This is a genomic window from Periweissella ghanensis (genome assembly GCF_918814755.1).
Classification (GTDB): domain Bacteria; phylum Bacillota; class Bacilli; order Lactobacillales; family Lactobacillaceae; genus Periweissella; species Periweissella ghanensis.
This window is the reverse complement of sequence record NZ_CAKKNT010000021.1, coordinates 25,350-33,436: the sequence shown is the minus strand read 5'-3', so window position 1 is coordinate 33,436 and position 8,087 is coordinate 25,350. Positions and strand designations below refer to the sequence as shown.

Here is an 8,087-nt window from a genome sequence, read left to right as displayed (position 1 = left end):
TCCCTGCGAGGATAGGACGTCGCCATGCTTATATTATTCCGGCATAGCTCAGTTGGTAGAGCACCTGACTGTTAATCAGGTTGTCGACGGTTCGAGCCCGCCTGCCGGAGTTAGTTAAAAGCGATGTATTCCTTTGGGAACATCGCTTTTATTGAACCAATGCCGCTTTAGCTCAGTTGGTAGAGCATCGGTATCGTAAACCGAGGGTCAGGTGTTCGAGTCACCTAAGCGGCACTAAGAGGAAATAAGGTATCTGTATGTTAATACAGATACCTTATTTTTGTAGTAAGCATGAGAAAATAATTAAAAGCAATTAAATTTTTAGTGATAAAATGATACAATTATTAAGCATTCCGGTTAGCTTGAGACAAATGGAGGAAACAGATTTTGGAAATGAAACAACAAACAACATTTTTAGGCCAACCGCGTGGCTTAGGAACCCTGTTCTTTACCGAATTGTGGGAACGCTTTAGTTATTATGGTATGCGTGCGATTTTACTATATTATATTATTGCCAAAGTGAGTGCTGGTGGCTTAGGCATGAATCATTCAATGGGGCTAGCGATTGTTTCAATCTATAGTTCAATGGTGTATCTTTCAAGTATTTTTGGTGGCTTTCTGAGTGATCGGATTTTAGGTGCGTGGCGGACAGTGTTTATTGGTGGTGTTTTAATCATGTTTGGCCACATTACCTTAGCGTTACCGTTTGGTCGGCCAGCTTTATTTGTTTCAATTGCCTTGATTGTCATGGGGACAGGGATGCTCAAGCCAAATGTTTCTGAAATGGTCGGTTCGTTATACAGTTTAAACGATACGCGCCGTGATGCTGGTTTTTCAATTTTTGTTTTTGGAATTAATTTTGGGGCGTTTATTGCGCCATTGTTAGTCGGTCAAGCAGCTAAAATGTTTAACTATCACATTGGTTTTTTACTGGCAGCCATTGGGATGTTTATTGGCCTCATTGTTTTTCATACTGCTAGTCGTAAAAGCTTGAGTAAAGCAACGTATTATCCAACTGATCCGATTCAACCAGAAGATATACGGCCATTAATATTTAAGTCAATTTATGGCTTAACGGCGATAATTTTAATCATCATTCTAATGTATCTGTATGATGCTTTGGATTTAAAAGCGATAATTTTGTTACTTTCGATTCTTGCGGTAATGGTGCCCATCGTATACTTTGTAACAATGTTAACCAGCCGTAAAACGACGCATGAGGAACGTTCACGAGTGCGGGCATATATTCCACTATTTCTCGCAGCAATGCTTTTCTGGTCAATTGAAGAGCAAGGAGCAGCCATTTTAGCCTTATTTGCCCATGATCAAGTCCGCTTACCAATTTGGTTGAATGCTGCTTGGTTCCAATCATTAAATCCAATGTTTATTATGTTATATACCCCAATTTTTGCGATTCTATGGGTTAAGTTAGGGCAACGTCAGCCTAAAACACCAACTAAGTTTGGAATTGGCTTACTTTTTGCGGGAATATCATTTTTAGTAATGGCCCTCCCAGGTTTTTTATTTGGGATTAATGGCTTGTTTAGCCCATGGTGGTTAATTTTAAGCTGGGCGTTAGTTGAAATTGCCGAATTGTTAATTTCACCAGTTGGGTTATCAGCTACGACTAAACTGGCTCCCCGAGCTTTTCGTTCACAAATGATGAGTATGTGGTTTTTATCAGATGCAACTGCTTCGGCGATTAATGCCCAAATTGTCCAGTTCTATACGATTAATACCGAAGTTCGTTACTTTACCGTCGTTGGGAGTATTACCTTGTTAGCAGGGCTATTACTATTAACGCAAGTCAAAAAGATTAGTAATGCCATGGTGGGGATTGATTAATTGTAAAATATCAAAGATAAATAAAGGTGTGATCTTGGCAGTTTCAAGCTGTTAGGAGCACACTTTTTTATTACAGCCGGGGTTAAGCTATGATTTTTAAATTAAACAAGTATCACGTAAATAAATCAAAAAAACAAAAAAATAGTAAAAAAAGTATTGATATTTAATCAGAGTTACTGTAATATAGATTAAGTTGATTGGTACTTATTAATTAAGTTTTGAAAGATAAATTTGATAAAAGTTAACAATCCTCTTGACACAGTTAATATTAATAAGGTATACTTATTAAGTTGATTGCTTTGGGGGAATAGCGAAGTGGCTAAACGCGACGGACTGTAACTCCGTTCCTTCGGGTTCGTAGGTTCGAATCCTACTTCCCCCATTTATTGGGCTATAGCCAAGCGGTAAGGCAACGGTTTTTGGTACCGTCATGCGCTGGTTCGAATCCAGCTAGCCCAGTACTTATATGCACGATAATAAAAACACCTACGATTTGTTCGTAGGTGTTTTTATTTTATTTTTGATAATTGGTATATAAATTGGTATAGTAGAGATATTAATAAACAAGGAGGCCCGAATTTTGAAAATTGGGTTTATCGGCGGCGGTCAAATGGCGCAAGCGATGATTAGTGGCTTACTAAGTGCTAATCCAGATCAAGTAATTAATATCCATGGTGGTAGTGCGCGTACCCAGACGTATGCGCAAGCTCACGGTTTAAACTACTTACCAACTAACCAACAAGTTGCTAGTGAAAGTGACGTGATTATTTTGGCGTGTCTACCACAACATTTACCAACGGTGGCAAGTGAAATTAAAGCGGTTTTAACTAAGCAAGTAGTAATTTCGGTGCTCGGTGGGGTTTCATTGGCGACTTTAAATGCAGCTTTAGGCACAACTGTTGCAATTAGTCGGGTATTACCAAATACACCGGTCAATGTGAATGCGGGGACGTTAGCTTATATTCATAATGCACCATTAATGGCCCAACCAGCGAGCCAAACGCAAGTTGAGGACTTATTAAAACAATTAGGCGCAACGTATTTAGTTGCAGAAACACAATTTAGTATTTTCAGTGCCTTAGCTGGTTCAAGTCCGGCTTTTATTGATTTATTTATTGATGCGATGGCCCAAGCTGGGGTTAAGTATGGGTTACCTAAGGATCAAGCGGTGGCTATTGTTACTCAAACAATGCTTGGGACGGCTTTACAAGTCCAAAGTAGCACCCAAACACCACGAGAATTAGCAGCGGCCGTGGCATCACCTGGTGGTTCAACAATTGCGGGTTTCTTAGCAATGGAAGAATACGGGTTGCCAACTGCTATCGTTAAAGGAATTGATGCAACCGTTGCTAAAGATCAAGCGGTTGATTAGTGCATATAAATTTGGAGGATTGATACAATGAGTAAAGTTATTCGACACACCGATATTTATACCGGCGCAAATGTTATTAAAGATGGGTTTGTCCGTTTTGGCAGTACGATTGAAGCCGTGGGTACCATGGATGAATTTAAGTTATTAGCGGATGATGAAGTCACTGATGCACATGGCTATGTGCTTGTCCCTGGATTCATCGATGTTCACACTCACGGTGCGTATGGCTTTGACACGATGGATGGTAATGCTGATGAAATCATGCAAATGGTTAATTTAATTGCTAAAAATGAAGGGGTTACCACGATTTTCCCAACAACCATGACCCAATCAAATGATGCAATTGCTAAAGCGATGGCTGCCGTTAACCAAGTGGCTCAAACGAATAAATTAATTGGTGGGGTTCACCTTGAAGGACCATTTGTTAACCCCATCTACAAAGGTGCCCAACCAGCCCAATATATGCAAGATCCATCAGTTGAATTGTTGACGCAATGGAATGAACTTTCTGGTAATCGAATTCGATTAGTTACATATGCGCCAGAACGCCACCAAGCACGTCAATTTGAACAATTTGCACTAAGTCATAACATTGTGCCATCAGTTGGCCACAGTGATGCGACGCGCGCCCAAATGCAAGCATCACATGCGACCCACGTAACGCACTTGTATAACGCTCAACGCGGTCTTGGCCACCGTGAACCTGGGGTTACCGGGCATGCGATGTTGGAAAAGAATATGTATGCCGAATTAATCGCAGATGGTTTTCACATTGTACCGGATATGATTCGGTTTGCGGTAAATATTAAAGGCAGTGATCGTATTGAATTGATTACGGATTCAATGCGTTCAAAAGGGATGCCAGAAGGAATTTCTGAATTGGGTGGTCAAAAAGTTATCGTTAAAGATAAGCAAGCCCGGTTGGAAGATGGTCACTTAGCTGGCTCTGTTTTAACATATGATGATGCTTTCCGAAACATCATTGATTTTGCACAAGTTGATATTGAACAAGCAGTTCTTATGAGTTCTGTAAACCAAGCCCGTGAATTTGGATTAACGCAAAAAGGTAGTATTAGTGTTGGTAAAGATGCTGATTTTAACTTATTTGATCGGGGCTTGGATTTAAAAGCAACCTACTCATATGGAGAATTGCTATCTAAGTAATAAGCGAGGTTTCTAACATGGGTGCACCAATTTATTTACAAATCCATAATGAATTAAAACGCCAAATCGAATTTGGTAAATACAAAGTTGGCGATAAAATTCCAGCGGAACGTGAATTAGCCGTTGAATTTGGGGTTAGTCGTATGACCTTACGGCAAGCGGTCCAAACTTTGGCTGATGAGGGGATTTTAGAACGGCGGGTCGGTGATGGTACGTACGTTGCTAATCAAAAAGTCCAAGAAAAAATGTCTGGTATTACCAGTTTTACGGAATTGATGAAAGCCCAAGGTAAAACGCCTAGTAGCAAAGTAATCGCTTATCATAATGCGGTCCAACCATCCGTAAGTGAGATTGAACAATTGGGCTTAACAAATGGTGAACGCGTGTTACGGATGGAGCGAATTCGTTATGGTAATGATGAACCCATTTCATTAGAAACGGCAACGATTCCAAGTCGGTTAGTGGAAAAGCTTGATCGAACCACGATAACAACCGGCTTGTATCAAGCTTTAAAGACTCAAGGCTTACATGTTGGCCATGCCCAGCAAACGGTGACCGCCCAATTGGCAACGGAAAAGGTTGCTGAGTATTTAGGGATTCGCCGTGGGGATGCGATTTTACATTTACGGCAAGTTTCATTTTTGACTGATTCACGTCCATTTGAATACGTTCGCACTCAGTATGTTGGGGCACGCTTTGAATTCTATTTAGAAAAATAACAATAACAAAGAGAGCGTGACAGAAGTCGGGCGATATCGAGAAATACACTAAAAATCCTCTATGAAGAAAATTCTTCGTAGAGGATTTTGTCGTATTTCGAATATATCGGACTTCTGGAGCGTGTTTTGGCAGTAAATTTCTACCAGAAAAGAGTTTTGTCACAACCCCTTTTTCTTTTGATTATAGCTAAAAGGGCCACTAAATGAAATTTTAAATTTCATTTAGTGGCCCTTATTTTATAGGGTTATGTCACAACACCTTTTACTTTATTTATGGCTGGCAATTTTAGCTAAAAAGTCACCCACAAATTGAATAATAAAAATGAAAATAATGATGAGCAAGGTAGCGACAAGGGTGACATCAGATTGGAAACGGTTGTAACCAATCGCAATCGCCGTGTTACCCAAACCACCAGAACCGATGGCCCCGGCCATGGCAGTTAAACCGACTAAACTAATTAATGTAACCGTTGAAACCCGGATTAAATCAGCTAAAGCTTCACGTAAGTAAACTTTAAAGATGATTTCAGAAGTCGTCGCCCCAAAGGCATGGGCGGCTTCAATAATCCCACCATCAACTGAAATAAGCGCATTTTGCACTTGGCGCGCGTAGAAAGGAAAGACCCCTAATGATAATGGCACAAGGGCGGCATTGACTCCAATTGTTGTATGCACTAAGAATAAGGTGAACGGCATAATAAAGGCTAATAAGATAATAAATGGAATCGCACGGAAAATTGAGACAATTTTATCAAGAATCCAGTAAAGCGGGCGGTTAGGAATAATCCCGTCTTCGGCAAATAAAACCAAACCAAACCCAAAGATTAAGCCTAAAATTCCCCCAACAATTGCGGAAGTAAATGTCATGTAGAGCGTTTGATAAATTGCAAGCCCCCAACCTTGATCAGTTGACCAGCCAAGCGAAATCACGTTTGGGAATGTTTTTGTAATCCAGTTCATTAGGCAAGTGCTCCTTTCAAGATGCTAACTTTAACGCCATTGGCTTCAATTGAGGCAATGGCCGCTTTGATATCAGTTGATTGACCACTAAGAATCGTAATCAAGGTTCCAACCGGAGTGTTTTGTAAGATTTCAACATTTCCAAATAAAATGTTGGCTGAGACATTAAAGTCTTTAAATAAGGTTGAGATAAGTGGTTCGTCTGTTGATGAACCTGCATATGAGAGTTGGACTAAGACGTCCGGACTTTGTAAGTTTTCGACGATTGTTTGGTTTTGAACTTTACGTAAACCATCTTCCAAGTTAGTGGCGGTATCAATGAAGTCCTTAGTGAGTTGCTTTTGGGGTGCTGTGAAGATTTCAAGTAAGCTACCACGTTCGATAACCTCACCATTTTCCATCACAGCGACTTTATTAGCAATTTCCTTAACGGCTTGCATTTCGTGGGTGATTAAAACAATTGTTAACCCTAACTCAACATTTAATTTTTTCAATAATAGTAAAATTGAATTAGTTGTTTTCGGGTCAAGGGCCGAAGTCGCTTCATCCGAAATTAAAATTTCCGGTTCGCTAGCCAACGCCCGTGCAATGGCGACCCGTTGCTTTTGACCTCCAGATAATTGGCTTGGGTAAGCATTGGCGCGATCGGCTAACCCAACAAGTTCAAGGAGTTCAGTGACCTTTTGTTGACGTTGTTCCTTAGATAGTTTTAAGTGGGCAATTGGGAAAAGAACGTTTTGGGCGACAGTCCGTTCGTTCATTAAGTTGAAGTGTTGGAAAATCATCCCAATTTTTTTGCGTTCGTTCCGTAAATCTTTACTACTGATGTACGTTTCGTTACCACCATTATCGCTGGCCAAGTTGGTCCCTTTAACGACCACATTCCCATGGGTTGGTTTTTGGAGTAAGTTAATTGTTCGGACAAGGGTTGATTTACCAGCCCCAGAATAACCAACGATACCGTAGATATCACCTGGATAAATGTCTAGGGATACGTTTTTAACCGCATGGACTGTTTGTTTTTTTTGCTCAAAGATAACATCGATATTTTCCAATTGAATAATTGGGCTTTGTTCAGTCATATTTTTTACCTCAATTTAAATATTTATGTGTGGACATTCGCTACATTTATGTGCGTATTGGTACCTTGGTGAAACTATGTAGCCCGCCAGCAGCGGGACTGATAATCTTAGAACTTAGTATCCCACGCAGGGAGTTCAGTTGCGTAGTATTTTTTGTATAAATTTTTGGTAGTCGTTGTTTGATACAATTTTACCAACTTTTGCAAATTAGGGTCATGAGCTTTATTGGCATTGGCTACTAAAATATTAATCCAAACGGATGATGCTGAGCTAATCGGTTCAACAAAGATTGCTGAATTGGGATTAATCTTACTATCATGGGCGGTTCCGTTATCAATCACAGCCGCCGCAACGGTTTTAAGTTGTTGTGGCAATTGACCAGCATCGACGGGGATGATTTTTAAAGCTAAGCGATTACTAGTAATATCATTAGGAGTTGCTAACGCATCGTGCTTTAGTTTAATAAAACCAATAGTTTGCAACAATGTCAATGCCCGACCTTCATTGGTGGGGTCATTTGGAATGACAATTTGATCACCATGCTTAATGTCTTTTAATGATTTAACACCTTTACCAGGGTAGAGGCGTGTTGGTGCAAGGTACGTTTTACCAATGGCTTTTAACGTGCCGTGATTACTTTTATTCCATTGGTTTAAATAGTAATAATGTTGAAAGGCGTTAACATCAACTTGACCGGTTTGCGTTGCACTATTAATTTGATTACCATCGGTAAAGTGAACAAGCTTAATATTTAAGCCGTCCTTTTTACCACGTTGAATAATATTTGCCCAAATCTCGGCTTCTTCAGTACCGGCGACCCCAACTTTAATCGTATGACCGTTGTTTGAAATAGCACTTGTGGTACCACAGGCAGCTAACGTAAAAGCAATAAATAAAGCAGTGAAAGCAAGTAATAGTTTTCTCATAACATAATCTCCAATTTAT

At 40.0% G+C, this 8,087-nt stretch carries 7 protein-coding genes and 4 tRNA genes; 8 read left to right on the top strand and 3 right to left on the bottom strand.

Annotated features, from left to right (window positions below):
• The first annotated feature begins 37 nt into the window (after positions 1-37).
• The 8 genes from LQZ76_RS07290 (at position 38) to LQZ76_RS07255 (ending at position 5,100) form a co-directional block, all read left to right on the top strand.
• A tRNA-Asn gene (locus LQZ76_RS07290) sits at positions 38-110 on the top strand.
• A gap of 51 nt (positions 111-161) precedes the next feature.
• Positions 162-234, top strand: a tRNA-Thr gene (locus tag LQZ76_RS07285).
• Between the two features lie 159 nt (positions 235-393).
• Positions 394-1,845 (top strand): peptide MFS transporter, encoded by a 1,452-nt coding sequence (locus LQZ76_RS07280; protein ID WP_230099086.1) that lies wholly within the window; start codon positions 394-396, stop codon positions 1,843-1,845.
• Between the two features lie 301 nt (positions 1,846-2,146).
• Positions 2,147-2,227, top strand: a tRNA-Tyr gene (locus tag LQZ76_RS07275).
• A 5-nt stretch (positions 2,228-2,232) separates the two neighbouring features.
• Positions 2,233-2,304, top strand: a tRNA-Gln gene (locus LQZ76_RS07270).
• Between the two features lie 121 nt (positions 2,305-2,425).
• Positions 2,426-3,217 (top strand): pyrroline-5-carboxylate reductase, encoded by a 792-nt coding sequence (gene proC / locus LQZ76_RS07265; protein WP_230099084.1) that lies wholly within the window; start codon positions 2,426-2,428, stop codon positions 3,215-3,217.
• Between the two features lie 27 nt (positions 3,218-3,244).
• A complete protein-coding gene (gene nagA / locus LQZ76_RS07260; protein ID WP_230099083.1) occupies positions 3,245-4,381 on the top strand; it encodes an N-acetylglucosamine-6-phosphate deacetylase in 1,137 nt (378 codons plus the stop codon).
• Between the two features lie 17 nt (positions 4,382-4,398).
• Positions 4,399-5,100 (top strand): GntR family transcriptional regulator, encoded by a 702-nt coding sequence (locus tag LQZ76_RS07255; RefSeq protein WP_230099082.1) that lies wholly within the window; start codon positions 4,399-4,401, stop codon positions 5,098-5,100.
• Positions 5,101-5,367: 267 nt separating this feature from the next.
• On the opposite strand, the gene LQZ76_RS07250 is transcribed toward LQZ76_RS07255, so the two are convergent.
• The 3 genes from LQZ76_RS07250 to LQZ76_RS07240 form a co-directional block, all read right to left on the bottom strand.
• Positions 5,368-6,060, bottom strand: a complete 693-nt coding sequence (locus LQZ76_RS07250; RefSeq protein ID WP_230099081.1) for a methionine ABC transporter permease — start codon at positions 6,058-6,060, stop codon at positions 5,368-5,370.
• Positions 6,060-7,142: a methionine ABC transporter ATP-binding protein gene (locus tag LQZ76_RS07245; RefSeq protein ID WP_230099080.1), complete on the bottom strand. Its 1,083-nt coding sequence runs from the start codon at positions 7,140-7,142 to the stop codon at positions 6,060-6,062. Before LQZ76_RS07245 ends, LQZ76_RS07250 begins: the two co-directional genes overlap by 1 nt.
• 107 nt (positions 7,143-7,249) lie before the next feature.
• On the bottom strand, positions 7,250-8,068 hold the full coding sequence (locus LQZ76_RS07240) for a MetQ/NlpA family ABC transporter substrate-binding protein (RefSeq protein WP_230099079.1): 819 nt from the start codon (positions 8,066-8,068) through the stop codon (positions 7,250-7,252).
• Between the last annotated feature and the right edge of the window lie 19 nt (positions 8,069-8,087).